This is a genomic window from Citrobacter sp. VF227 (assembly GCF_052950715.1).
In genome coordinates this window covers 311,760-336,606 of sequence record NZ_JBRFVF010000004.1, presented here as the reverse complement: position 1 = coordinate 336,606, position 24,847 = coordinate 311,760, and the positions used below count along the sequence as shown (strand labels likewise).

General features: G+C 50.3%; 21 protein-coding genes, 2 pseudogenes and 1 riboswitch. Of the genes and pseudogenes, 11 read left to right on the top strand and 12 right to left on the bottom strand.

The window, feature by feature from the left end:
* The first annotated feature begins 179 nt into the window (after positions 1-179).
* A complete protein-coding gene (gene glgS, locus ACU8YC_RS16130) occupies positions 180-386 on the top strand; it encodes a cell surface composition regulator GlgS (RefSeq protein ID WP_086523459.1) in 207 nt (68 codons plus the stop codon).
* 32 nt (positions 387-418) lie between these two features.
* Here the strand turns inward: glgS and ubiK are convergent, their stop codons facing one another.
* Positions 419-715: a ubiquinone biosynthesis accessory factor UbiK gene (gene ubiK / locus ACU8YC_RS16125; protein ID WP_151217743.1), complete on the bottom strand. Its 297-nt coding sequence runs from the start codon at positions 713-715 to the stop codon at positions 419-421.
* Positions 716-847: 132 nt separating this feature from the next.
* A riboswitch (FMN riboswitch) is annotated at positions 848-997 on the top strand.
* A gap of 105 nt (positions 998-1,102) precedes the next feature.
* On the opposite strand from ubiK, the gene ribB reads away from it, so the two are divergent.
* Entirely contained in the window at positions 1,103-1,756 is a 654-nt protein-coding gene (gene ribB, locus ACU8YC_RS16120) for a 3,4-dihydroxy-2-butanone-4-phosphate synthase (RefSeq protein ID WP_151224361.1), read from the top strand.
* Positions 1,757-1,816: 60 nt separating this feature from the next.
* Here ribB and ACU8YC_RS16115 read toward each other — a convergent pair whose 3' ends face one another.
* The 7 genes and pseudogenes from ACU8YC_RS16115 to zupT all read right to left on the bottom strand — a co-directional run bounded on the left by ACU8YC_RS16115 (position 1,817) and on the right by zupT (position 10,348).
* Complete coding sequence (locus tag ACU8YC_RS16115) at positions 1,817-2,890, bottom strand: type 1 fimbrial protein (RefSeq protein ID WP_446895544.1); 1,074 nt, start codon at positions 2,888-2,890, stop codon at positions 1,817-1,819.
* A complete protein-coding gene (locus tag ACU8YC_RS16110; protein ID WP_446895543.1) occupies positions 2,887-3,618 on the bottom strand; it encodes a fimbrial biogenesis chaperone in 732 nt (243 codons plus the stop codon). Before ACU8YC_RS16110 ends, ACU8YC_RS16115 begins: the two co-directional genes overlap by 4 nt.
* Before the next feature lie 13 nt (positions 3,619-3,631).
* Complete coding sequence (locus ACU8YC_RS16105) at positions 3,632-6,079, bottom strand: fimbria/pilus outer membrane usher protein (protein ID WP_286538543.1); 2,448 nt, start codon at positions 6,077-6,079, stop codon at positions 3,632-3,634.
* A gap of 67 nt (positions 6,080-6,146) precedes the next feature.
* A complete protein-coding gene (locus tag ACU8YC_RS16100; RefSeq protein ID WP_151217740.1) occupies positions 6,147-6,710 on the bottom strand; it encodes a fimbrial protein in 564 nt (187 codons plus the stop codon).
* A gap of 436 nt (positions 6,711-7,146) precedes the next feature.
* Positions 7,147-7,305: pseudogene (locus ACU8YC_RS16095) on the bottom strand (protein-disulfide oxidoreductase DsbI); the annotation flags it as partial.
* 14 nt (positions 7,306-7,319) lie between these two features.
* Positions 7,320-8,935, bottom strand: a pseudogene (locus ACU8YC_RS16090) (aryl-sulfate sulfotransferase); the annotation flags it as partial.
* A 639-nt stretch (positions 8,936-9,574) separates the two neighbouring features.
* Entirely contained in the window at positions 9,575-10,348 is a 774-nt protein-coding gene (gene zupT, locus ACU8YC_RS16085) for a zinc transporter ZupT (RefSeq protein WP_151217739.1), read from the bottom strand.
* 147 nt (positions 10,349-10,495) lie between these two features.
* Between zupT and ygiD the strand changes: the two genes are divergently transcribed.
* Positions 10,496-11,284: a 4,5-DOPA-extradiol-dioxygenase gene (gene ygiD, locus ACU8YC_RS16080; RefSeq protein WP_210905380.1), complete on the top strand. Its 789-nt coding sequence runs from the start codon at positions 10,496-10,498 to the stop codon at positions 11,282-11,284.
* A gap of 43 nt (positions 11,285-11,327) precedes the next feature.
* Here ygiD and ACU8YC_RS16075 read toward each other — a convergent pair whose 3' ends face one another.
* The 3 genes from ACU8YC_RS16075 to tolC all read right to left on the bottom strand — a co-directional run bounded on the left by ACU8YC_RS16075 (position 11,328) and on the right by tolC (position 14,810).
* The gene (locus ACU8YC_RS16075) at positions 11,328-12,488 is read right to left on the bottom strand and encodes a glutathionylspermidine synthase family protein (RefSeq protein ID WP_446895542.1); all 1,161 of its coding nucleotides are present in this window, start codon (positions 12,486-12,488) and stop codon (positions 11,328-11,330) included.
* Positions 12,489-12,493: 5 nt separating this feature from the next.
* Positions 12,494-13,171: a DUF1190 family protein gene (locus ACU8YC_RS16070; RefSeq protein ID WP_003024591.1), complete on the bottom strand. Its 678-nt coding sequence runs from the start codon at positions 13,169-13,171 to the stop codon at positions 12,494-12,496.
* Between the two features lie 157 nt (positions 13,172-13,328).
* Entirely contained in the window at positions 13,329-14,810 is a 1,482-nt protein-coding gene (gene tolC / locus ACU8YC_RS16065) for an outer membrane channel protein TolC (protein WP_446895541.1), read from the bottom strand.
* A 205-nt stretch (positions 14,811-15,015) separates the two neighbouring features.
* Between tolC and nudF the strand changes: the two genes are divergently transcribed.
* Genes nudF through parE form a run of 5 tightly spaced genes read left to right on the top strand, consistent with a single transcriptional unit; the run spans position 15,016 to position 19,421 of the window.
* A complete protein-coding gene (nudF, locus tag ACU8YC_RS16060; RefSeq protein ID WP_151217735.1) occupies positions 15,016-15,648 on the top strand; it encodes an ADP-ribose diphosphatase in 633 nt (210 codons plus the stop codon).
* Positions 15,645-16,067 carry a DUF1249 family protein gene (locus ACU8YC_RS16055; protein ID WP_151217734.1) on the top strand — a complete coding sequence of 141 codons (423 nt, stop codon included), beginning with the start codon at positions 15,645-15,647 and terminating at the stop codon, positions 16,065-16,067. The genes nudF and ACU8YC_RS16055 overlap by 4 nt, the downstream gene beginning before the upstream one ends.
* 24 nt (positions 16,068-16,091) lie before the next feature.
* The gene (cpdA, locus tag ACU8YC_RS16050; RefSeq protein ID WP_187253262.1) at positions 16,092-16,919 is read left to right on the top strand and encodes a 3',5'-cyclic-AMP phosphodiesterase; all 828 of its coding nucleotides are present in this window, start codon (positions 16,092-16,094) and stop codon (positions 16,917-16,919) included.
* Entirely contained in the window at positions 16,919-17,500 is a 582-nt protein-coding gene (yqiA, locus tag ACU8YC_RS16045; protein ID WP_003024575.1) for an esterase YqiA, read from the top strand. Before cpdA ends, yqiA begins: the two co-directional genes overlap by 1 nt.
* A gap of 28 nt (positions 17,501-17,528) precedes the next feature.
* Positions 17,529-19,421 (top strand): DNA topoisomerase IV subunit B, encoded by a 1,893-nt coding sequence (gene parE, locus ACU8YC_RS16040; protein ID WP_446895540.1) that lies wholly within the window; start codon positions 17,529-17,531, stop codon positions 19,419-19,421.
* A 40-nt stretch (positions 19,422-19,461) separates the two neighbouring features.
* Here parE and ACU8YC_RS16035 read toward each other — a convergent pair whose 3' ends face one another.
* On the bottom strand, positions 19,462-20,313 hold the full coding sequence (locus tag ACU8YC_RS16035; protein ID WP_151224355.1) for a helix-turn-helix transcriptional regulator: 852 nt from the start codon (positions 20,311-20,313) through the stop codon (positions 19,462-19,464).
* A 165-nt stretch (positions 20,314-20,478) separates the two neighbouring features.
* Here ACU8YC_RS16035 and ACU8YC_RS16030 point away from each other — a divergent pair, with 165 nt between their 5' ends.
* Genes ACU8YC_RS16030 through ACU8YC_RS16020 form a run of 3 tightly spaced genes read left to right on the top strand, consistent with a single transcriptional unit; the run spans position 20,479 to position 24,792 of the window.
* Positions 20,479-22,299 carry a DUF2264 domain-containing protein gene (locus ACU8YC_RS16030; protein ID WP_446895539.1) on the top strand — a complete coding sequence of 607 codons (1,821 nt, stop codon included), beginning with the start codon at positions 20,479-20,481 and terminating at the stop codon, positions 22,297-22,299.
* Between the two features lie 10 nt (positions 22,300-22,309).
* Positions 22,310-23,578 (top strand): oligosaccharide MFS transporter, encoded by a 1,269-nt coding sequence (locus ACU8YC_RS16025; protein WP_151224354.1) that lies wholly within the window; start codon positions 22,310-22,312, stop codon positions 23,576-23,578.
* Between the two features lie 23 nt (positions 23,579-23,601).
* Complete coding sequence (locus ACU8YC_RS16020; protein WP_446895538.1) at positions 23,602-24,792, top strand: glycoside hydrolase family 88 protein; 1,191 nt, start codon at positions 23,602-23,604, stop codon at positions 24,790-24,792.
* Positions 24,793-24,847 lie beyond the last annotated feature (55 nt).

The following is a 24,847-nucleotide window of genomic DNA, read 5'->3' as shown; positions in this document are numbered from 1 at the left end:
CATGCGTTCTCCTTGGCTTGAATCCGAAAAGAGGCACATCCCCCCTCTTAGATTTCGTAGGAAACTGTGAAGCTGGTGGTTTTTTTGCGCACAATATGTGCAGAATAACTTCGCATCCAGGGAAATACTGAAATCAGAAAAAGCATATGGCCTTAGCAGATATTCAATAACTGGAGGGTATGCTCATGAACAGTAGTATGTATTCAATGAACAATTTCGATTTCCTGGCCCGCAGTTTTGCCAGGATGCAGGCTGAGGGCCATCCCGTTGATATCCAGGCGATAACTGGGAATATGGATGAAGAACACCGTAGCTGGTTTTGCAAACGCTATGCGCTGTACTGCCAGCAGGCGACGGAGGCCAGGAAGCTGGAACTGGAACACTAACAGAAAACGGGCCTTGCGGCCCGTTGTCGTTTTTACTCTTGCGGATCGACTGACGGGATCGCGGGGGCAGGCTTAGTTTCTGCCGTTGTTTCACGCGATTCCAGCTCGGTCAGACGTTGCTCAAGCAGCGCCAGCTTTTCACGGGTACGCAGCAAAACCTGAGTCTGTACATCAAACTCTTCACGGCTTACCAGATCCAGACGGGTCAGCTGTGACTGAAGCGTTTGACGAATTTTCTTCTCAACGTCTTCGCCAAACTCGCGGATCCCTTTCGGCATCGACTCATGAACCTGACGAGCAATCTGCTCAATTTTTTTCGGGTCAATCATTGTGGTTTCCCTGAACTGGTACGTGTTGCTGCATATTGTAGTGCGAACTGGCACAAGCATAAACCAGAATTGTGTGAAGCTAAGCCGAGCAAAGGCGTTGATGAAGGTAATCAATAGCGTTATAGTTAACGCGCTTATTCTCAGGGCGGGGCGAAATTCCCCACCGGCGGTAAATCAACTGATGTTGAAAGCCCGCGAGCGCTTTGAGTGCAAACTCAAAGGTCAGCAGATCCGGTGTAATTCCGGGGCCGACGGTTAAAGTCCGGATGGGAGAGAGTAACGATCCAGTCGGGCATGGACCCGCTCACGTTATTTTTTGCCGCTTAGACGGTACTCCTAAGACTGCCCTGATTCTGGTAACCATAATTTTAGTGAGGTTTTTTTACCATGAATCAGACGCTACTTTCCTCTTTTGGTACGCCTTTCGAACGTGTTGAACATGCGCTGTCTGCGCTGCGTGAAGGACGCGGTGTGATGGTGCTTGACGACGAAGATCGTGAAAACGAAGGCGATATGATTTTCCCGGCAGAGACCATGACCGTTGAACAGATGGCGCTGACCATCCGTCACGGAAGCGGTATTGTTTGCCTGTGCATCACCGAAGACCGCCGTAAACAGCTCGATCTGCCAATGATGGTTGAAAATAACACCAGTGCTTACGGTACCGGCTTTACCGTGACCATTGAAGCCGCTGAAGGCGTGACCACCGGCGTTTCCGCTGCAGACCGTGTTACAACGGTTCGCGCGGCAGTTAAAGAGGGTGCAAAACCGTCCGACCTGAACCGTCCGGGGCACGTGTTCCCGCTGCGTGCTCAGGCTGGTGGCGTGTTAACCCGCGGTGGTCATACTGAAGCGACCATCGACCTGATGACGCTGGCAGGGTTTAAACCGGCAGGTGTGCTGTGCGAATTGACTAATGATGATGGCACCATGGCGCGTGCGCCACAGTGCATTGAGTTTGCCGGCAAGCACAATATGGCTGTAGTCACTATCGAAGATTTAGTGGCTTATCGTCAAGCGCACGAGCGTAAAGCCAGCTAATTGTAAGACGAACTGGTGAAATAGCAAAAAGCCGATGCAACGCCATCGGCTTTTTTACGCTTAGTTGTAGTTAATTTTAAATAAAACTACTGTTTCAAATGGCCCAGTCTTCACGGTGTCGCCGGTGACCTGACTTAATTCAGCCTGATAGCTTTTCTCTCTGGTCAGTAATTCTGTGTCAAACTCGGCATATTCAGAGTATGCGTTAAAGGTGGATAAGGTATTATCTTCCATATTGCGTATTTTTAACTGCAAACCATTACCGATTCTTAACGATTTATCATCCTCAGCCAATTCTTCTGTCGTATAAAATGAGGACGAAACTTTAAACGTGTCGGTACACCCGCTTTCTGCACCCTGATTCTTGGTTGTCTTAATGGAAAAGCTTTTGGTCAAGGTTTTGGCGTTAATTTCCATATTATTAAAGGTGCCAAAATCGATGGTTTGGTTTTCCGGAAAAATGTTGAATTTTACGCTGCAGTCCAGTACGCGGATTTGATCTAATCCCGTAACATGATATTTGAGATTGGCAGCATCCGGGCTAACGTTAATACCGCCAACGCCATCAAACTGCACCAGAATATAATCGCCGATACTGCTGGTGTAGTCGTGGGGAGGCATGGATATGATTTTTACGTACAGACGCATACGGGCCACAAACGTTCTCGAGTAGTGCGTATCGTCCGCGTTTCCTGAGCAAAGGTAGTGCTCCCAACCACTGGCTCTGATTTGCGCTGGGGTATAGATCTTAAGCTTCTGATTATCAATGCACTGGTGCGTATCAATGCTGACCGCACCTTGCGTGGCGTCATAATCAATGCCTTCATAGGTGACGCCCAGTTGATAATAGGTATCGTTGACTGAGGTGTAGGGGTTTACCCATGCGTAGACGTTTTCGCTGCTATAAGCATTTTCGGAGGTTGCGTTATCGCAGTAGACGGGGATTTTTATATCGTTGCTTTCCCAGATTTTGTCCCCGGGTTTAGCGTTGTTAGGGACTGCAAACGGCTCGATAGCGGTATAACCTTCAACAGGACCACCGGAGGCTCCCAGATAGCAGTGAACCGCCAGCGCGGAACGAAAAGGGATAACGATGAATATTAACAACAGAAATAACCGTAGCGTGCGGATCATTTTCTGGCCTCCGGCACGATAAGATCGCACTGACCATAGCATTTCACGTTCAGCATGCGCAGTCCGCCATAATCATCCATATATCCCAGTGCGAATGTATTTCCGTTATAACCGCCGGCATTTAATGTGGCAGAGGAAAAAGGGGGAATCATCTTACTGCTAAAGCCCGACAATTGGCTTTTGCTGTCTTTGCCAAAAAAAGCCAACGTAATGTAGTAGGCGGTAGGATTATTGACCAACAGCGTATTTCCCTGCTGACTTATTTTAAGCTGATGTTCGACTTCGACTCCCGGTTTTTTCTTTAATGCGGCGGGTCGCCAGAACAATTTCATGCGGGATTGCAATGCCATTTGTACTACGACATTGCTACCTTTATTTTCTGGCTCAGGTGGAATTTCCCGGACATTAAAATAAAACAACGATTCCCGATCCTGAGGCAGTGAACGCGCTTTATCCTGCTTAACGATCCTCACTTGTGAAATTGCGCCGGGATTTAACCGCTGGATTGGTGGTAGAGCAACTAAAAAGGTGTCATCTTTATTTCCTTTTTCATCTTCAATCCATGAGTAAGCCAGATAAGGCAACTGCTTGCTCTGATTTTCGAGCTTCAGGCTGCTGGCTTTTTCGTTGCCGTTAAATATTATCCGCGTTCTGTCGGGCTGAATTGCCGCCTGGCAGGTGAGTGATAAGGCGAGTAGTACTATTGTTAATCCTTTGAATAATGTCATTTTTCATCCTTAATTAATGACAAGGTAAAATCAGACCTTGCATGGAGATATCCAGCGAGTCCGGTAATGCGATGGTGCAGGTCTGTTTGTCACCCCACTGCACGGTAAATTGCTGCCTACTGTCGACACCACCAAGCCACGCATGGCCATCTTCGCTGACCATTCCCACTTCGGTATTGCTTTCAATCTGCCGCACGATCGCGCCGAGCGGCGGGAAGTCGCCATTTTCCATTCTGATGCCGACGGTAATATTTTTGCCAGCGCGGGATATCAGCCCTTTGTAGCCAATGGCACCTTCGGTCCAGGTTTGGCGGGTGATCGTTTCATCAACGGTCACGCCGTCAGGCAGATCGTTCATATTGACCGCGATGGTTGAGGGCTGGTAGCTGGAAACCATTGGCACCACCGCATAGCCCAAACTGTTGGTGCGGTTGCTATCTCCCTGTACAGGAATGTCGGCCACGCCATCGGCCCCGACCATGACCCTGGGCTCATTGCCAAAGCTACGACGATGCAACGCGATGCCGCTGCCTGTTGCGGTCATTGAACCGCTCCAGCTTGCGCTGGCGGAAGTATAGTCGCTGGCCGCGTAGCTTCCGGAGAACTGTAGTTCGCCAGCGGGGGTGACATGCTGGTAGTTGCCTCTGAACTGCGCGCCGTTATGTGGCCTGTCGGTTGCGGTTCCTGCGGATACACCCCAGGTATTATGCGGATCGGATGAATCATTCCATGAGAGCGTGTTAGTCGTATTGCTACTGTTACGCATGTCATAATTCAACCGTCGACCAAAGTCGAAGGGAGCGGAGAGCGAAACGTAAACTTGCTTATCGTTATCACTCTCCTCGTAGTGCGTTGTGCTGAAGGATGTTGACAGTGATAAACCTTTCCAGTCGCCAATATCGAAATTAAACCCGGCGGTAACCGATGCGGTAGTGGAGCTGTCGCCATCCCACCATTGCTGACGCAGTGCGCTGACGTACAGATTCATCCGCAGAGGATCAATTGGCTGATTGAAGGCGATGCTTACGGTCTGCTTTTCGTCCTGAGTATCAGCTTCATTGTACTGATGGGCGACAAAGTTGGCATAACTATGAAATTCACGTTCGGAAAAACGGTAGGCGGCGAGTGAGATCTGGCTGTTCGTTGCATCAAAACGTTTACTGTAGTTCAGACGATAGCTGAGACCACTTTCTTCATGACCGTCCTCGAAAGTACTGCGGGAGTGCGTAACGTCAAATGAGAGCGCGCCCAGCCAAAGCATGTTTTGTCCAATACCCACTGCCGCTGAGCGATAATCGTTGCCCGCAGCGAGGATCCCGCCATAGAGAGATGTGTTCGACAGCATTCCCCATGAAGCTTCGCTACTCACGAAGGAGTCATCAATCACGTGATGCGAGATGTCCGGGCGTGCACGACCCGCGGCGATTTTGTAGCGAACTTGCCCTTCGCGGGTCAGGAAAGGTGTGGAGGCTGCAGAAACCTGAAATGTATTGGTTCGGCCGTCTTCTTCGGTGATTTTCACGTCCAGCGTTCCCTGTACCGATTGATTGAGATCGGTAATAACAAAGGGACCAGGGGCAACTTTGGTTTGATAAATTACGCGACCGGAATGGCTAACGGTGACTGTGGCATTGGTTTGCGCGATGCCGCTGATTTGTGGGGCATAACCACGTAATTCCCACGGCAGCATACGGTCGTCGCTGGCCAGAGATGCGCCATTATAGGAAAAGCCATCAAAGATATTGGAGCTTAAATCTGTCTCGCCCAGCGTGAGTTTCGCTCCTATTGTAGGGAGGGGGCGAAAAAGATAGGTACGCGAAATACTTCGCGTCGTTTGGATATTTTCGTCGCTGCGATTTTGGCTGACCTGATAATCACTGCGTAAGCGCCAGGCACCCATGTTCAGGCCCGCGGTGCCATAGGAGTTTAGATTTTCTGTGCTTCCACCTGTGTCGGGGCGATAGGTGCTGGCGAATAGGTTGTAGTCGAACAGCAGACCGTTCACACCATGATCCCAGCTTGAGGGGGGCATCCAGCTTTCTGACTTCCATGCCAATAAAACCTGGGGGACACTGATATCCAGGCGTTGATTTGCCATATCTAAGTTGAAGGCAATATCGTTGTATTCGGCAAAATCTATGCAATCGTGGTGTACTGGCAGTGAATTTAAAATCTTTTCTTTCAACCCCAGTTGCCTGGCGAGGTCAGAAGGAATACAGACGGCAACGCTCTCGCCATGTTTTTTCCAGGTCAACTGGCGGCCTGATGATATTTGGTTTTTATTCACAGCGACGGTAACAAAGTAGCTCCCTGGCGCTATTGCGGAATCATCTTTTAATAGCGAGAGATCAACACTGTTACGCATGGATTTATCCAGCACGTTCAGGTTGAATTCGACGGCCATAGCTGAAAATGACAACAGCAACCCACATCCGCAGGCCGCAATCTTGCAGGTATTCATGGCAATCCTTACCTATACCCAAGCGTTACAAGTGTTAAATGGTGGCCATCCGGCCACCATTGCGTGACTACTTATAAGTGAGTCTGTAGGTTGCCGTTGCGGCGACAGCACCTACGGTGACATCCGTTGAGCCAATTTTTTGCATATAGGCCATAAAGGGAAGGATTTGGGTTGCGGAGGTGGAGATTAAATCAATGCTTTTGGCTGTTCCCAGAGTAATATTTGTACTTGATTTGTCCAACAGACGTACGCCAACATTCTGCGCGCCGCTGGCGAAGGTATTGCTCAACAGGCTGGTGTCTTCCGTTGTAACGCTGTCGCTGTTGAAGGTGACTTCGACTTTACTCACGGGTACGTCGCTGCCATTGTTCGAGTTTGGCAGATTGCAATTGATCAAATGCAGGCTTGAATCTACCGCATCAGAATGCCCGTTAGTATTAATGTAGGAGGCAGGCACTTCACCCAATTCGACCTGCTTATCAATATCGTCAGGTTGAATAGCGCATGGCGCGTTGATAACGGTACCGGTGAAGGTGATTTTGCCGCTACCGCCGTCAACATCGGCGAAGGCATAGCTGGAGGTTAATGTGGCAATAGTAAGAGCCAATAACGCCTTATTTACTGATTTCATATACATTCCTTTAGTGGTGAAAATATCCTTGATATACAAGTCAAAGCACGCCGCCTTTTTTAAAATTATATCATCAGGTATTCCCTGGATGTTCGTGCTTGCACTGAATTCAGAATTTGCCCCGCCACTAATTAAATTTAAATATATATAAATTTAATATTATATTTGCTTTAGTGCTAAAAATCGGAATGTGTGAGGTTTTATTATGTTTTCTTGTACCAGAAGCAGAAAGATATTTCTTTAAAACTGTGAGCTGAATGCACTATTTTTCTTAAAATCAGAATATATCAATATGGAAAAATTATCATTGATGTTAAGAGAAGATAAATTTGGAATGTTTTTAATTCGAAAGGGGTAATACCAATTGAATTGTATAGCTAATGTGAGAAAAGCAGAAGTCTGGATGCAGACCTCTGCTTTAGTATTAGCATTCTAATTATTTGATTCTGGTCATTTTTAAAGCCCAGGCACAGCTCATTATCACCAACAGCAGCAAACATAGGCCAAAGGCCAGTAAGCAAGCCTGTGCCATGTTCATAAAATGCCACGGTGGAAGCAGATACCAGCCTTCAGACTGTTGGTATAGATCGATAAATCACGTTTGCGTACCATAGTGTCACGGTCTTTCTGATATTCGATAACCGAGGTGATGGGACTATAGAAATCGTAACTGCGCTCTTTGCCGTATTCCCAGATTTGCTGAACGGTACCTTTTTTCTCGTCAACTTTATATTCGACGAAACGAGAGTATTTCATCGTCGGCAATGCCGGTTGTTCGAGCCCACGACCATCGCCGTTGTCAAAGATGGTTAATGTTCCTTTGCTCGAGAGCCATGCGGTGTGCTGTGTATAAGTAAAATCGAAATCGGTGTTTTCACACTTGCCGTTTTCGTCACATTTTAGCGCATTGCCTTTACTATCAATCGGTTTTAACAGCTTGCTTGCCAGCGCCTTATTTCTGCCTTTCGACGGAGCGAGGATCCATTTCACCTGTTTATCACGACCGATTTTGACGACGCCCTGATGGCGGGAAGAGATAATAATGGAGTCATCTTTGGCATCATAGGCAATGGAGTTAACGTGCGCCAGTTACGACCCGCACCCACTCCGAGGGCGTCACCGTAAGGAGTATCTGGCTCCAGTTTCGCCTGTTGACCGGCATGAGCGAGGTCAACGTTGACGCTACCGCGCTTGCGTCCAGTGCGCCCAGAAGCGCATCACGCATCGGATCGAGTATTTTTGTCAGATCCCATACGTCAACCACACGACCTGACTTGTCTACTTCAATTATCTGATCGCGGATAGTTTGCACATGGATGCCATCTTCTTTGCGATAATCGCGTTTGCCCGCGCGAAGCAACATGGTGTCGTTGATTGTTTCGAGCGATTCATGCGACGCGTCGAGGAAGCCGCGCGGTAGCTTATGATCGGCCAGAATCTGCCCCATCATATCGAATTCGTACCAATGCTGACCCTGAACGGCTGTGAAGGTGCCGCGCGGCGTTTCCCGGATACCCATCAAGTAACCGCGCTTATTGATATCCATGTCATGGCCATTGTAAAAGGTATCTTGATCCAGCCACCAACGATATTCACCTTCCGTATCGACGATAAAGGTGAAGGGGGCAATGTCAAAGGGTAATGCCCGCCCGCAGGACCCGCATCCAGAATGCCGGCATTTTTATCTTTTTCGCCATGCCAGTGGAATTCCGCCCCTTGTGCCGTGAAGATATGGGTATTCACCAGATAGAGACGATCTTCAAAACCAGGCGCTACCTTAATAACTTTCGTTTGCTGTAAATCGGAAACAGAACGATTATCCATGTAGTGATTAACGATGGCGGACGTTTGCACCACATAATCATCCTTCATGGCTTTGCCATTTTCTTTATATTCAACGGTGACCTTATTAGCAAACTTTTGATAAAGACCAAAAATAGGCACGCCGTCATAGGTTGCTAATGATTCTTTGCCAACAGTATAAGTAACAGGAACTCCTTTCTCGCCTTTGCCATGAACGGTGACTTTAACATCTGAAATAACGTGACTGTCTAATTCAACCAGTGCGGTAAGTGGGGCGTTTCCATAAAGATCAACGACTATTGCGCCCAGATTCCTTGCGGGTTGGCGGATTGAAAACCCGCGGCAAAGGAATTTCCAACTGTTAATCCAAACGTCAGTGCCAGAGTGCCTGCGAGAAGTGTTTTTCGATATTGCCTAAACATGGATATATCTCCTTATATTACCTATAAAAATAATCTCAATGAATATATTATGTTTTTAAGGTATGGCTAAAAATGAAAAAGGTACTACTGATGTCACTTTTATTATGGGTATATAAATATTGATGAAGTGTATTATTTTACAAGATCTAATTTTTATTGTTTTCTGGATAGTATGAGTGAGGTATTTTAAGGACAATGTTTATTATTGCTTAGTGTGATCTCGTCGACAGAGTTTTATTTTTTATAACTGTTTTCGCTATTGGCATAGCTGCTGGTTTATATGATCGAAATCATATATTTGTTTCTGAAATATGCCACTATAGGGGTATGTCAGAATAAGCTTATGTAAAATTTTAACGTTAAATGTTTAATGATGTTAAATGTTAAGGGTAAAAGAATGTTTATTGCCTGGTATTGGATCGTATTAATTGCACTCGTTGCATTGGGTTATTATTGCCATATGAAGCGTTATTGTCGGGCATTCCGACAGGACAGAGACGCATTGCTTGAGGCACGAAACAAACTCTTCCGTCGTTCTGGAGAAGATAACAGCGTGATTAAGGAACAGGAATAGTCCTTCACGTTCTGCTATGGATGAGCGGATGCTGTAAAATAGCAGGGTGGCATCCGCCCTCTGGATTATCCGATTCCCATGGACTGGAGGATGACGAGACTTAATCCCATCACCGACATTCCGCACAGGACCCCATAGCTGGGATTATTATTTGGGTCGATCTCTTTTGCCAGTGGCATCAATTCATCGACTGACAGCGCCACCATGATTCCGGCGACCGCCGCCATTATTGCCGCCATTACCACCGGTGAAATCAGACTACCAAGAATTAACCACGCCAGCACGCCGCCCAGTATTTCCGCCATTCCCGAGATCCCTGCCCAGAATATCGCGGTACGTTTTGAACCCGTGGCGGCATAAACGGGCCCGGCAACGGCTAAACCTTCAGGTATATTATGTAATGCGACAGCAAGCGCAATGCCAAACCCCAGTTCGAGGTTGCTGCTGGCGGTAACAAAAGTCGCAATCCCTTCCGGGAAATTGTGCAGGCTAATGCCGAGCGTAAGTAAAATAGCGGTACGTTTAATGGAGCTGGGTAGAGGTTGCTTTGTTTTCTGTACCAGATCCTGAGGGTGGGCGTGTGGCAATAGACGATCCAGGCCAAAATAGCCCAGCAAGCCAAAGATAAACATCCCGTAGCCCAAAACTGGGGACATGCCTTCAGCAGCCAGAGCGGCGGGTAGCATCTCCATCAGGGAGATCAGTAACATTATCCCGGCGGCGAAGCCTAAAGAAAAGGCGAGAACGCGGTTGGAGGGCTTTTGCCCTAACACACCGAGAAATGCGCCAATAAACGTAGCGGCACCTGCCAGTAAAGTCAGAAGTAAAGGTACTGACATCGACAAATCAAACTCCTTATCAATCTACCTTTCGGGCCAGATCGTCAAAATAACTGATGATCTTCATCATGGTTATCTGAGTTCTTCATCAACCGAATAAGCGTATTGTGATGGTATCAAAATGACTCCCTCAGTAAGGATATCATCATGTCTTCAACTCGTATGCCAGCATTGTTTTTGGGCCACGGCAGCCCGATGAATGTTCTGGAAGATAACGTTTATACCCGTGCCTGGCAGCAACTGGGGGAAACGTTGCCACGTCCGAAAGCCATCGTGGTAGTCTCAGCGCACTGGTTTACGCGCGGCACTGGTGTAACCGCGATGGAAGCACCTAAAACGATCCACGATTTCGGTGGTTTTCCGCAGGCGCTGTATGACACACATTACCCGGCACCGGGCTCGCCAGAACTTGCGCAGCACCTGGTTGATTTACTTGCTCCTGTGCCCGTCGCGTTAGACAAAGAGGCGTGGGGTTTTGACCACGGTTCATGGGGCGTGCTGATCAAGATGTACCCGAATGCCGACATCCCGATGGTGCAGTTAAGCATTGATAGTACAAAACCGCCGGCCTGGCATTTCGAAATGGGTCGTAAGCTGGCAGCGCTGCGCGATGAAGGTATTATGCTGGTGGCCAGCGGTAACGTGGTGCATAACCTGCGCACAGCACGCTGGCACGGCGAGAATACACCGTATCCGTGGGCGACCTCATTCAACGATTATGTTAAGGCAAACCTGACATGGCAGGGACCGGTTGAACAGCACCCGCTGGTGAACTATCTCGATCATGAAGGTGGATCGCTGTCGAATCCAACGGCGGACCACTATCTGCCGCTGCTGTATGTACTCGGCGCGTGGGATGGCAAAGAGCCAGTGACTATTCCTGTTGATGGGATTGAGATGGGTAGCCTGAGTATGTTGTCAGTGCAGGTGGGATAAAAACGTAGGCCCGGTAAGCATTAGCGATACCGGGCACAGCGAATTACTCGACAAAAATATGCGGATAGAAACGGGAAAGATCCTGTGTGATCAGCGCGCGGTCTTCGCGAATGCCGATACCTGCAGGTTGATCGTTGATTAGCCAACTGCCGATCAGCATGTAGCTGTCGCCGAACTTCGGTAGCTGATGGAACTGCTGCACGATCATTCCCTCTTCACCGTACGGACCTTCCACCGCTTCGATCGTTTTACCGTTCTCAACGATCGACACGTTAGCGCCTTCACGCGAGAAGATCGGTTTCACGACGAATTTCTCCATCTGCGGATAGTCGTCTTCGGCGAAGTACGCCGGCAGAAGATTCGGATGGTTCGGGAACATTTTCCACAGCAGCGGTAACAACGCTTTGTTGGAGATAATGCTCTTCCAGGCCGGTTCCAGCCAGCGGACGCCGGCATCTTCCAGCTTAGTGGAGAACATCTCGCGCAGCATAAATTCCCACGGATAGAGCTTAAACAGGTTGGCAATCACCTGATCCTCTAAATCCGTGAACTGACCTTTTTCACCAAGACCAATATCTTCAACATAAAGGAATTCAGTGGCGATTTCTGCTTCGGCAGCGCAATCCTGCAGATACTGGATCGTTCCGCGATCTTCAACGGTATCGCGACAACAGGTCAGATGTAGCAACTGAAAACCATATTGCTCACGCAGTGCGGTGAAGCGCTCGATCAGCTTTTCCTGCAGACTATTGAACTGATCGCTGCCTTCCGGCAAATTGCCTGCATTGAGCTGATCTTCCAGCCAAATCCATTGGAAAAATGCAGCTTCGTACAGCGAGGTGGGCGTATCGGCGTTGTTTTCTAAAAGCTTAGGTTCACCGGTTCCATCCCACGCCAGATCGAGGCGGGAATAGAGCGACGGTTGCTGTGTCAGCCAGGACTGACGGACAAAGCCCCAGGTATGCTTCGGAATGCGAAATTTGGTCATCAGCTCGTCGCTGGCAATGACCTTTTCAACCACCTTGAGGCACATCTGATGCAGCTCAGCGGTGACCTCTTCCAGCTTTTCGACCTGAGCAAGCGTCAGCTTATAGTATGCGTCTTCACACCAGTACGGCTCGCCGTACATGGTGTGAAAGTTGAAACCGTATTCGGTGGCCTTATCGCGCCAGTCCGGGCGCTCGACAATACTGACTCTTTCCATGACGATCAGCCACCCATTGAACGTGTGGTAGTACCGCTTGCGCTACGCTGCATGGTGCTTTGTTTAGCGACTGATTCACCAAATCCGCCGCGGGTTACGGTAGAGGTGGTGGCTGGTTTCGGCGCCATGGCAGTTTTGGGTACGGTCATGGTGCGACCCGGCGTTGCTGCACCGTAGTTTTTGCCGCTGGCGTCAGTATATTTGCCGTATGCAGGGCTGGCTGGGTTTTTCGAGCTGAACAGCGGTTGCTGAGCGCCCATTCCGCCGCCCATCAGTCGGCCCATCATGTAGCCGGCCATCAGCGGCATCCAGAAGCTGCCGCTGCTTTGGTTCTGCGCCTGAGCCTGGCCTTCACCGGTCGGCGCCATGCCTGCTTGCGCAGGTGCCTGCTGGCACTGGCCTTCGCCGAATTCAGCAATACAGTCTTCGCGAGTGGCGTATTTTGGCGCGGTGCGTTCGGCTTCTTTCAGCGCGTTGTTAAACGCGGTGGTACATTCAGCGCTTTTACCCGGATTAGCCGCAGAGCAGTCGTCCGCATTTTGATAAAGCGAAACCGTTTCGTCACTCTTTTCACAGCCCGCGAGCATAAACACTGCGGTAACTGCCAGGGCGACAGGAGTCAGGTGGCGCGCGCTCCAGCTTTTGCGGAACGAGGCGTGATGTATCGATTTTGTCCGTTTCATTTTTGTCTTCCAGGACCCAGTGGTAAACACAGTAAATAATGCTCAGGATAGAGGATGACTGGTCGAAATTGAAGCGGGAAGAGGCGAGAATGCGCAGGAAGAGGCGGATCTTTACGTTGCCTTACGTTCAGACGGGGCCGAAGCCCCGTCTTCAGCATCAATTACGGAACGGGTTGTTACCGTTGCTGCTGGTTGAACGTGCAGCCGTCGGCTGAGCCGCAGGCAGATTGCCAGTGCCGTTATAGTCATTCACGGCGGCATCTTGTTGAGGATTTTGCGGTGCCACGGTATCCGGCGTTGTGGATACCGGTTTACCCAGCGTATTGTTCAGCGCCACCAGATCCTGCTCGTTCAGCGTACCGAGCGCAGATTTGACGTTTAGCTGGTTGATAAGATAGGTATAACGCGCATTAGCCAATTGTTGTTTGGCGTTGTACAGCGTGGTGGTGGCATCCAACACATCTACAATGGTACGTGTACCTACGGAATAACCGGCTTCCATCGCATCCAATGAGCTTTGGGCAGAGACAACCGCTTGTTTGTACGCGTTAATGCTACTAATGGAGGCATTAATGTTGTTGAATGAAGAACGAACGGTCTGCACCACGCTACGGTGCGCGCTTTCCAGTTGTTCACTCGCGCCAACAAAGTTGTACTGCGCTTGTTTCACCTGCGAGTTAACCATTCCGCCCTGGTACAGTGGCAGCGAGAAGCTCAGGCCGATTTTGTTCTGACCCATGTTGCTGTCGTCATACTGGGAGCCGGCTGCACCACGGGTTTTAGATCCACTATAAGAGGTGTCAGACACGCCGGTAGAGGCGGTTAAATCCAGCGTTGGTAAATGACCGTCCTGCGCCTGACGAATCTGTTCGCGCGCCAGATCCTGGCTCAAACGTGCCTGCAATAAGGTCAGGTTGCGGTTTTCCGCTTCTTTCAGTAGCGCATTCACCGCCTGCGGTTTGTTGGTTTTAAAGCCATCAACGTTCAGCGAAGCCAGTTCCGGGTAGTAGTTACCGGTCACCTGACGCAGCTGTTCTACCGCGTTATCCAGATTGTTACGTGCAGTCACTTCATTCGCTAATACGGTATCGTATTGTGAGCGGGCGTTTTGTACGTCAGTGATGGCGACCAGGCCAACGTTAAAACGCTGAGTGGTCTGATCTAACTGACGATAAACCGCATCTTTCTGTGCCTGGGTGTACGACAGCACGTCAATCGCGTTCAGTACGTTAAAATAAGCGGTGGCGGTATTCAGGATCAGCGTTTGCTGATCGGTCTGGTACGTCACGTCCTGGATGCCCGCTGATTTTTCTTGCAGCGTCAGGGCACGCCATTTAGACATGTCGAACAGCGTCTGAGTCAATTGTAATGACGCGCTGGTAGCGTTGGAGTTGACGCCGTTTGCATCACGGTAGCCATTGCTGTAGGTGTAATCGGCACCTAAACCCAGTTGCGGCAGTAATGGGCTACGCGCTTCGTTAATTTTTTCGAATGCAGCATCGCGATCGGCGGCCGATTTACGCAATTCCGGGTTGCTCAGGCGTGCTTGCTGATAAACCTGCATCAGGTTTTCTGCCTGGCTCAAAGTACTGAACCCCGACAGGCTCAGGCCGATAAGGATGGGGAGCAATTTCTTCATTTGCATTCCTTGTTGTGAAGCAGTATTTAGCGCTGATCAAATTATAAAAATATTTGCTGATTCTAGCAGAATCTGCCACTGCAAAAAGTTGGCGTTACGTGCCATACGGCGTTAATTTGCATCAATTTAACACAAGGGCGTTCAAACATCAGTCAAACTACCTTGAAATTCACATTTTAATCACTATTGGTTTCAGGACAGAACAATGCGTAAACCAGACAACTTGCCAATGACTTTCACTAAAAATGATGTAGAAATTATTGCACGAGAAACGCTATACCGCGGTTTTTTTTCACTGGATCTTTATCGGTTCCGTCATCGCCTGTTTAACGGCGGTATGAGCGGTGAAGTAAAGCGCGAAATTTTTGAGCGCGGACACGCGGCAGTCTTGCTACCCTTTGACCCTGAGCGGGACGAAGTTGTACTGGTCGAGCAGATCCGTATTGCGGCGTTTGATACCAGCGAAAGCCCGTGGCTACTGGAAATGGTGGCCGGCATGATCGAAGAGGGCGAAACCGTTGAGGATGTGGCCCGTCGTGAAGCGATGGAAGAAGCCGGGCTGGAAGTTAAACGCACGAAACCCGTTCTGAGCTATCTGGCAAGCCCAGGTGGTACCAGTGAGCGCCTGTCTATTTTAGTTGGCGAAGTGGACGCCACGACCGCGAGCGGAATTCATGGTCTGGCTGATGAAAACGAAGATATTCGTGTTCATGTGGTGAGCCGGGAGCAGGCTTATCAATGGGTAGAAGAGGGGAGAATCGACAACGCGGCTTCTGTCATCGCCTTGCAATGGTTACAGCTGCACTATCAAGAGTTAAAAACTGAGTGGAAAAAATGAAGCGTTACACACCTGACTTCCCTGAAATGATGCGCCTGTGCGAAACCAATTATTCGCAATTGCGCCGCCTGCTGCCGCGTAATGACGCAGCCGGTGAAACAGTGAGCTATCAGGTAGCAAACGCACAATATCGGTTAACGATCGTGGAATCGACCCGATACACTACGCTTGTCACGATCGAACAAACGGCACCGGCTGTCACTTACTGGAGCCTGCCGTCATTAACCGTGCGCCTGTATCATGACGCGAGGGTGGCTGAAGTGTGTTCAAGTCAGCAGATCTTTCGCTTCAAAGCGCGGTATGATTATCCAAATAAAAAGTTGCATCAACGCGACGAAAAGCATCAAATTAATCAGTTTCTGGCCGACTGGTTACGGTACTGTTTAGCACATGGAGCGATGGCGATTCCGGTTTATTAGCGTCGTGAAACCTAAGGACACCATTTGGAAAGCCTGTTAACCCTTCCTTTGGCTGGTGAGGCCAGAGTCAGGATCTTACAAATTACAGACACTCACCTGTTTGCCGAAAAGCATGAAACGCTGCTGGGTGTGAACACCTGGGACAGCTATCAATCCGTACTGGATGCCATACATGCAGAGTCGCCTGAGTACGATCTGATCGTCGCGACGGGGGATTTGGCGCAGGATCAATCCGCTGCGGCTTATCAGCATTTTGCTGAGGGCATCGCAAGCTTTCGTGCGCCCTGCGTTTGGTTACCGGGTAATCATGATTTTCAGCCGGCAATGTACAGCGCGCTTCAGGACGCGGGCATTTCTCCGGCCAAGCGCGTTTTCATCGGCGAACAGTGGCAAATATTATTGCTCGACAGCCAGGTGTTCGGCGTTCCCCACGGTGAATTAAGCGAATTTCAGCTCGAATGGTTGGAACGTAAACTTGCCGATGCGCCTGAGCGCAATACCTTGCTGCTTCTGCATCACCATCCTCTGCCCGCGGGCTGCAGCTGGCTCGATCAGCATAGCCTGCGTAATGCCGCGGAGCTGGATAACGTACTGGTGAACTATCCGCGCGTGAAATATCTGTTGTGCGGGCATATTCATCAGGAACTGGACCTGGACTGGAACGGACGCCGTCTGATGGCGACGCCGTCGACCTGCGTGCAGTTTAAGCCGCATTGTTCCAACTTCACGTTAGATACCATCAGCCCCGGCTGGCGGACGTTGGAGCTTTTTGCTGACGGGACGTTGCAGACTCAGGTTCGCCGTCTGCAGGGTAATCGTTTCCACCCTGATACCGCTTCAGAAGGCTACTGATGTCTACGCTTCTCTATCTTCACGGATTTAACAGTTCTCCTCGTTCGGCGAAGGCGTGCTTACTGAAAAACTGGCTGGCGGAGCATCATCCGCACGTAGAGATGATCGTGCCGCAGTTACCACCGTATCCGGCCCAGGCTGCAGAGATGCTGGAATCGATCATTCTTGAACATGGCGGAGAGTCGTTGGGTATTGTCGGCTCCTCGTTGGGCGGCTATTACGCCACCTGGCTGTCGCAATGTTTTATGCTGCCAGCCGTGGTGGTGAACCCCGCTGTACGGCCTTATGAACTACTGGTCGACTATCTCGGTCAAAACGAGAACCCCTACACGGGGCAGCAATATGTGCTAGAGTCACGCCATATTTACGATCTTAAAGTCATGCAGATTGACCCGCTGGAAGCGCCGGATTTGATCTGGCTGCTTCAACAAACGGGCGATGAAGTGTTGGACTACCGCCAGGCGGTGGCGTATTACGCCTCCTGCCGTCAGACAGTTATTGAGGGCGGAAACCACGCATTCACGGGCTTCGAAGATTATTTCAACCCGATTGTCGATTTCCTTGGACTGCACAGTTTCTGACGATCAATTCGAATTGCTTATTTAAACCATGACGCAAACTTATAACGCTGATGCCATTGAGGTACTCACTGGGCTTGAGCCGGTACGCCGTCGCCCAGGGATGTACACCGATACAACCCGTCCGAACCATCTTGGACAGGAAGTGATTGATAACAGTGTGGATGAAGCACTGGCGGGCCACGCGAAACGCGTGGACGTGATCTTACATGCCGACCAGTCTCTGGAAGTCATTGATGATGGCCGCGGCATGCCGGTAGACATTCACCCTGAAGAAGGCGTTCCGGCGGTAGAGCTGATCCTCTGTCGTCTGCACGCGGGTGGTAAGTTCTCCAATAAGAACTACCAGTTCTCTGGTGGCCTGCATGGGGTAGGGATCTCCGTGGTCAACGCCCTGTCGAAGCGTGTCGAAGTGAACGTGCGCCGCGACGGGCAGGTGTACAACATCGCGTTTGAGAACGGTGATAAGGTGCAGGATTTACAGGTAGTCGGTACCTGCGGTAAACGCAATACCGGAACCAGCGTGCACTTCTGGCCGGATGAAAGCTTCTTTGACAGCCCGCGCTTTTCCGTTTCGCGCTTAACGCACGTACTGAAAGCCAAAGCGGTACTGTGCCCGGGCGTTGAGATCACCTTTAAGGATGAGGTCAACAACAGCGAACAGCGCTGGTGCTACCAGGATGGTCTGAATGACTATCTGAGCGAAGCGGTGAATGGCCTGCCGACGCTGCCGGAAAAACCGTTTATCGGTAATTTCAGCGGTGAAACAGAAACCGTGGACTGGGCGCTGCTCTGGCTGCCGGAAGGCGGCGAGCTGCTGACCGAAAGCTATGTGAACCTGATCCCAACCATGCAGGGCGGGACGCACGTCAACGGCCTGCGTCAGGGCCTGCTGGATGCGATGCGCGAGTTCTGCGAATACCGCAATATCCTGCCGCGCGGCGTGAAGCTGTCGGCGGAAGATATCTGGGATCGCTGCGCGTACGTTTTGTCTGTGAAAATGCAGGATCCACAGTTTGCCGGTCAAACCAAAGAACGTCTGTCTTCACGTCAGTGTGCGGCGTTTGTTTCTGGCGTGGTGAAAGATGCCTTTAGCCTGTGGCTGAACCAGAACGTGCAGTCAGCCGAGCTGCTGGCTGAGATGGCGATTTCCAGCGCCCAGCGTCGTCTGCGCGCGGCGAAAAAAGTGGTACGTAAAAAGCTGACCAGCGGTCCGGCGTTGCCGGGGAAACTGGCGGACTGTACCGCACAGGATCTCAATCGCACTGAATTGTTCCTCGTCGAAGGTGACTCGGCGGGTGGCTCGGCCAAACAGGCGCGCGATCGTGAATATCAGGCGATCATGCCGCTTAAAGGTAAGATCCTTAACACCTGGGAAGTCTCTTCCGATGAAGTGCTGGCCTCACAGGAAGTTCACGATATTTCGGTGGCGATCGGCATCGATCCGGACAGCGACGATCTGAGCCAGCTGCGCTACGGTAAGATCTGTATTCTGGCGGATGCGGACTCCGATGGCCTGCATATTGCCACGCTGCTGTGCGCATTGTTTGTGAAGCATTTCCGTACGCTGGTGAAACACGGACACGTTTACGTGGCGCTTCCGCCTTTATACCGTATCGACCTGGGTAAAGAGGTGTATTACGCGCTAACGGAAGAAGAGAAAGCGGGCGTACTGGAGCAGTTAAAGCGCAAGAAAGGCAAGCCGAACGTCCAGCGCTTTAAAGGTCTGGGTGAAATGAACCCGATGCAGCTGCGCGAAACGACGCTGGATCCGAACACCCGTCGCCTGGTACAGCTCATCATCGATGATGAAGACGATCAGCGTACCAACGCCATGATGGATATGCTGCTGACCAAGAAGCGTTCTGAAGATCGTCGTAACTGGTTGCAGGAGAAGGGCGACCTGGCGGATCTTGAAGGTTAATTGACCGTTGAATGCCGGAAAAGCAATGTGCTTTCCGGCGTTATTGTTTATGCCGCTTGCGATACTGCAACGGCGTCTCGCCAATGCCTTTGCCGAAGGCGCTGATAAAGTACGTTACCTCCGAAAATCCCACCTTTTGAGCAACTTCCCGCACGCTGATTTCACTGTGTAACAGCGCTTCACAGGCTTTTCGCAGTCGCAGCGTATTGAGATAGTCAAGAATGCTCTCGCCCGTTTCCATCTGGAAGCGTCGGGAAACATAGCTTTTTGATTTATTCAGCTCCTGCGCCAGCGCTGCCAGACTAAATTTGTGAGTGTAATGCTCATCCAGCCAGAACATCACCTGACTGGCAATACCGCTGCTAATTTCCGGCATATTGCCATTATCGTCGGGTAACAGGCCGAGTAAGTTGACTAACAAACAAGCAACCTGTTCTGTATTTAGCGGTTTCTGAGTGACCATTTTTTCATAACGGCTGAAGAGAAAATCAACATGCGGATGAACATCCGCCGCGTCGACGACCCATGCTTCACTGCCGCGAATGCTCAGATTTTGCAGATGCTGCTGAGTGTGTGGCAAGTCGCGAAGCACCTTCAGCACCGCATGTTGATCGAGATGAATGATGGTACGCCGATAACTATCCCGTGCCTGCTCATCGACCCAGATCTTGTGTAGAGTAAACGGTGGGAAAAAGAACATGCGTCCCGGTCGCATGGTGAACTGCTTATGGTCAACCGTGACCACGCCAAAGCCTTCTTCCACATACAGCACTTCCAGACACTGATGCCAGTGGTGATAACGCACGGTATTAGCGAATAAACGACTGAACGACGCAACCGCATCATTGAGGGCGATCAGCTCCAGACGTTCTTGCGGTGAGGATAAAGTCATAGTGCAATAAATTTAAATTTTTGCCGCCTAATGGTAATTTATAAACCCTATTTTTAAATTTTCTCAATAGCTGTTTTACTTTAATTCTGGTGGTGTGATTGACGTAACATTTCTGCTGGTCTGCGATTCACTATTCTTTAGCCACTTAATTCAGAGGGGCAGAGTATGTGGTCAGCAACTGAAGAAAAATCAAATCCATTGTCATCACGCAAAGACGTAATGTGTGCGGTTAACGCCATTTTACGTGCGCTGGTTCGGCAGTTTCCGGCGGGGCAGGCTCAGTTTTCTCTTGGCAATACCTGTGCTCACTACAGCGCGGATATTGCCAGTATGGAAGGGCTTTCCCGGGCGTTGTGGGGGCTATTTCCGCTGATGGCTGGCGGGGCTAAAGTGCCGTTTGCCGAAAAGTACATTCAGGCGATAAAACTCGGTACTGACCCACAAAGCCCACATTACTGGGGAGATACCGGTCCTTACGATCAGCGTCTGGTTGAGATGGCGGCTTATGGCCTGGGTCTGGCATTGTTACAGACGCAATTAACGGAGCATTTCTCCCTGAGCGAACGCGAGAATCTGCACCGCTGGCTGAATCAGATAACCGACTCGCAAATGCCGGACAGCAACTGGAACTATTTTGCGATTATCGTTCAGCTTGGTTTCAAGCGTGCGGGTCTGCCTTACGATCAGGCGGCTATCGATCGCCGCTTTGAGTTGATGGAAGCCTACTATCTTGGCGACGGTTGGTATTCCGATGGTCCCGGTCGACCGAAAGATTACTACATCTCAATGGCTTTTCACTTCTACGGCCTGTTGTATGCCACCCTCAGCCCGGATGATACCGAACGCGCTGTCGTTCTGCGTGAACGTTCGCGCTTGTTTGCAGAAGATTTTATTTACCTGTCCGCCGCTGACGGCGCATCGGTGCCATTTGGTCGCAGCCTGACCTACCGTTTTGCCATGGTTGCCTTCTGGAGCGCGGTGGCGTTTGCCGAACTGGATGTTTTTTCGCCAGGCATAATCAAAGGAGTGATCCTGCGTCATTTGCGCTGGTGGCAGAAGCAGCCGATTTTCGATCGCGATGGCATTCTGACGCTGGGGTTTGCCTACCCGAATCTGGCGATGTGTGAAGACTACAACTCGCCGGGATCGCCTTATTGGGCATTGAAGGTCTTTTTGATTCTTGCACTGCCGGAGGATCATCCATTCTGGCAGGCTGAAGAGCTGGCGCTACCGCGACTCGCTGAAAAATGCGTTATCCCCCATGCTGCGCAGATCCTGCAGCATAGTGAGCATTCTGAGCATGTCATGATGCTGACCTCAGGCCAGCTTGAACTGAACAACTACGTTAATACCGAAGCCAAATACACCAAATTTGCTTACTCCAGCCGCTTTGGTTTCACCATTGAGCGTGGCCGTTACGGCATCAAGCATGCAGCCTGTGACTCTATGCTGCTGTTGGCGGATGGTGATGGCTACTATCGTGGCCGCCGTCAGTGCGACGAGGTTCAGGTCGATGAGAATTATATCTGGTCCCGCTGGTCTCCCTGGCATGACGTCATGATTGAGACCTGGCTGATTCCGTTTGGCGAATGGCATCTTCGCCTGCACCGTATTAACAGTGCGCGAACGCTGCAAACGGTGGAGGGAGGATTTGCGGTGATGAAAGCCGAGCCTCGGTTACGTGAGCGTGGATGTCTCCTTGCGGCATGCAACGGAACCAGCGTTATCGTTGATCTGTCGCCGTCCATATTTCGTCAGCCAGATAGCGTGGTCACGCCACCGAACAGTAGCATCATGTTCCCGGAATGCGCGTCGATTCCTGTGTTGACCAGCGAAATCCCGCAGGGCCAAAGCTGGCTTTGCTGCGCCGTGAGCGCCAGCGGGCAGCAAAGACAGTACGCCACCGTTCCGCAGCTATCTATCAACAATAACCAGGTTGTTATTCAGCAGCCTGAAAATGCACGCCAGTTGTCGTTCTTTTTATAGCGAGGGTGGTATGAAAAATAATTCAACGGGAAATCGGACTGAATATTATAAAATAAGCAGTTTTATATTCCTCTATTTCTTTACCTGGTCCGCAAGTATTGGCTTGTTGGCTATCTGGTTGGGGCAAAAGGCGCAGTTGAGCGGTACGGTGATCGGCACCGTATTTGCTGTGAATGGTATATTCTCGGTTATTCTGAAACCTATTTATGGCTATATCCTCGATAAAATAGGTATGAGTAAATATCTGCTCTATTTCGTCGTGGTGATGTCAGCGTTAATGGCACCGTTTTTTATTTATGTCTATCAGCCATTATTACTCTCCAATACCATGCTGGGTATTATTGTTGGCGCGATTTACTTGAGCTTTGCATGGTATGCCGGGGTGGCTGCCTGTGAATCTTATTCTGACCGCTACAGCCGTCTGAACGGCATGGAGTTTGGGCAGATCCGTATGTGGGGGTCGCTTGGCTGGGCGGTGGCGTCATCGTTCTCTGGCCTGCTGTTTAACCTCTCACCGGCCTATAACTTTATGCTCGGCAGCCTGGCGTCAGTGGTGATGCTGGTTGTTCTGGTGAGTCTGAAAGTCAATGTCAATGCGGCCAATGCCTCGGAGGTGCTAACCAAAGAGAAGATCGCACCCGCGGATGTTTACGCCCTGCTGCGTAATCGCAAATTTTGGGCATTCTGCCTGTACGTTGCGGGCGTGGCGTGGATGATGTTTATCGCGGAGCAGCAGTTCTCCCGGTACTTCGTTACTTTCTTTGCCGATGTACATGAAGGGAACGCCGTCTTTGGTTATCTGGGCACCGTACAATCGGGAATGGAATTTTTCATGTACATGGTCATTCCGCTATTCGTCAATTATGTTGGTGCGAAGCGTGGCCTGCTGATTGTTGGGACGCTGGTGGGCGCACGACTGGTTATCTCAGGCCTGTGCGACTCCCACCTGCTCATTTCTGTGCTGAAGCCACTATACGGTCTGGAGATCTGTTTATTACTGGTTTCTGTCTTTAAATATATTGCCGAGCATTTTGATAAACGTGTCAATGCGACCATGTATTTACTGGGTTATCAGGCCATGCTGTATGTCGGTAACGTGGTGGTTTCCTCTCCCGCCGGATTAATGTACGACCGGATAGGCTTTGAGAAGACATATATCATTATGGGCATTGTGGCGCTGACTTTTACATTGATATCGGCATTTACTTTATCTACCTGTCAGAGTAAACGAGGCAAAAATATCGCTCTCGATATTGCTGAAAATAACCCTGCAAAATAATTTACGTCATAAGGAACCGAAATATGTTAAATCATATTGTTGAGGAATCGTTGCGCACATTTCCTGGCAGTCCGGTTAATCCCGGCAGTTTTCAGGATCAAATAAGTTGCGCCCGAGAACATGTCCTCGAATTGATTAGCCGTCATTTAACGGAATTCGGTGAACAATTCCCTGCCGAAACCTGTGTGCAAGGTTATTACCCACTGACAGAGAATGTGGAATGGACGACCAGCTTCTGGACCGGGCAGTTATGGCTGGCGTGGGAAATGAGTGGTGAGAGCAAATTTCGTGAGATGGCGGAGAACCATGTGCGTTCGTTTGGCCTGCGTATTGCCGGACGCCACGATACCAACACCCACGACCTGGGATTCCTCTACACGCTTTCCTGTGTGGCGGCCTGGCGGTTGACGGGCAATCGCGATGCTCGAGGTTTTTCCCTGATGGCGGCTGAAGCGCTGTTGGAGCGTTTTCATGAAAAGGCGCAGATCATCCAGGCGTGGGGCGATCTTCGCGATCCCGATCAGGCCGGACGGATGATCATTGACTGCAATATGAATCTGCCGCTGCTGTACTGGGCGAGTGAGCAAACGGGCGATCCGCGTTTTGCGAATGCGGCGAAGGCCCACGTTGCGCAGGCAGCCAAACATCTGATCCGCCAGGATGCGTCGACCTTCCACACCTACTATATGGACGTGCAAACCGGCGCGCCGCGTTACGGTAATACCCAGCAGGGCTATGCTGATGATTCTTGCTGGTCGCGTGGGCAGGCATGGGGGATTTATGGTTTTCTGCTGAGCTATATTTACACTGGCGATAAACAAATGGTGCAGTTGTCGAAAAAGCTGGCCAACTACTTTCTTAATCGCCTGCCGGAAGATGCCGTTTGCCACTGGGATCTGGCATTAGTCGGAACCGATGCGCTGCGCGATTCATCTTCGGCGGCGATTACCGTCTGTGGTCTGCTGGAGCTGATTAAACATCTGCCGGTGACCGATCCGGATCGCGAGCGCTATCAACAGTGGGCGATGGGGATCATGTCTTCGCTGACCAGGCATTATCTGATGGGTAAAGATGAACAGGGGAACGGGCTACTGAAACACTCGGTGTATCACCTGTCGAGCAACAAAGGGGTCGATGAGTGTGCAAGTTGGGGGGATTATTTCTACGTTGAAGCGTTAATGCGCTTCACTCAGAGCTGGAAGCTCTACTGGTAAGGAGTGCCCGGTGGCGCTGCGGTTGAATGCCGGATGGTGGCCTAAAACGCCTCAT